This window comes from Streptomyces wedmorensis, assembly GCF_000716445.1.
Taxonomy (GTDB): Bacteria; Actinomycetota; Actinomycetes; order Streptomycetales; family Streptomycetaceae; genus Streptomyces; species Streptomyces wedmorensis.
On sequence record NZ_JNWK01000143.1, the window covers coordinates 1 to 1,414 of the forward strand.

Consider the following 1,414-nt stretch of genomic DNA (forward strand, 5'->3'; position numbering starts at 1 on the left):
CGGCCCCTGGGTGACCACACCAATCAGACGGCTCCCGAACCGGGACCTGACCACGGCCCAGCAGACGATCAACCGGGCCCTGTCAGCGGCGCGGGCACCCGTCGAACGAAGCGTCGCGCGACTCAAGTCCTGGCGCATCTTCCGCAGAGCCCGCTGCAGCCCCAACCGCATGACGGCCATCGCCGCCGCCGTCCTCACTCTGGAGCGTCAACGCTGAAAATCCTCACTAAACCTACTTCTCCCACGTGTCGAGGCTATCGATCAGCTTTTTGACCAATCTCTGGTCTTCCGTGTTGGTGATATCCTCCAATATTTTGGTTAGGATGAAGGTCATTCCGGGTACAACAAAGTTGACCAGTGCGGGCTTTTGGGAAATTTCGCCGAGGACGGCATCGATACTGCTGTTCTTCATTGCGGAACTCCTGTCATAGGCGTTGCCACCAGCGGACCTTTTCCGGACGGACGGGCTCGGTCGCTCTATAGCGAGCAGCAAACCCCTGGGTCCCGCTGTTTGCTTCTGCCTCCATGAAGTCCCTGAGTGTCTCTCGGGCCTGCGAGATATAGGACGGCGGCGCCCCGATCGTGACCCTCTCAATCAGGCTGCCCATCGGAGATACCAGGGGCACGTACTGTTCGGAAATCGGAAACCCGATAACCTCAAGAGCCACTGCCGCCATACCTCGCCCCAAGTGGTACGCACATAGGCGTTCCGAGGGAAGCATCTGGCAAAGAAGCCACTGAATGTTGTTGGCGTTGCCTCTGGTGTGATCCTCGGTACCCTTCCACTCTCTCAAGCCATACTGATCCCAGGTCGATTCGATGGCGTCGTCAAACGACCGGGCATCAACTAGCGTGATCTTCGGCTCGATAGGGCAGCGCGCCTCATTATCCTGACTAACTACGAGTTCCGGGGATATGACATCGAAATCCCATTCAGGATAAGACATTTCCCTTCTCCTTGCAGATGGAGATGGGTTGGGTTCAGCTCATCAGTTCTTCCACCGTTATTATGTCCATGTCTCCTCGGACGGAATGACGTCACCGGCGCATGGAGACCTCCAACTCAAGCCTGCGCCCGGTTCCGAGCCATGTCGAGTTGAGTCCCCGTGCCCGTGAGCCGCAGGCTTTGACGGCCCAGTGAGCTCTTTCAACCCGGCCACCGATCGGATGACATGGGTGGCTGACACAGAGAGCTCTTTCAGGGTGGCCACTGATCGGGTGACGGGCTGAGGTTCCGCAACGCACGAGGCTCCCGTGCCGTTGAGGGAGGTGTTCGAAGTCTCAACCCATCGGCACAGGAGCCCTGTTGGTTCCTTATCCTGCCGCACTCGACCTGCCGCACGCTCTGGTCGAGTGGGTATCCATGCTCACCGTCACCCGTGAGAGTGACCGCCGCTGCAAGCTCCCGCCCCAC

At 59.1% G+C, this 1,414-nt stretch carries 3 protein-coding genes and 1 pseudogene; 2 read left to right on the forward strand and 2 right to left on the reverse strand.

Annotated elements, in window-relative coordinates:
• On the forward strand, window positions 1–217 hold a 217-nt coding region (locus OO54_RS44730), incomplete at its 5' end, for a transposase family protein (protein WP_167348177.1).
• Between the two features lie 15 nt (window positions 218–232).
• On the opposite strand, the gene OO54_RS40800 is transcribed toward OO54_RS44730, so the two are convergent.
• Window positions 233–412: a hypothetical protein gene (locus OO54_RS40800; RefSeq protein ID WP_033212765.1), complete on the reverse strand. Its 180-nt coding sequence runs from the start codon at window positions 410–412 to the stop codon at window positions 233–235.
• Window positions 413–425: 13 nt separating this feature from the next.
• Window positions 426–947, reverse strand: a complete 522-nt coding sequence (locus OO54_RS40805; RefSeq protein WP_033212767.1) for a hypothetical protein — start codon at window positions 945–947, stop codon at window positions 426–428.
• Window positions 948–1,306: 359 nt separating this feature from the next.
• Between OO54_RS40805 and OO54_RS45630 the strand changes: the two are divergent.
• Window positions 1,307–1,414, forward strand: a pseudogene (locus OO54_RS45630) (IS5/IS1182 family transposase); the annotation flags it as partial.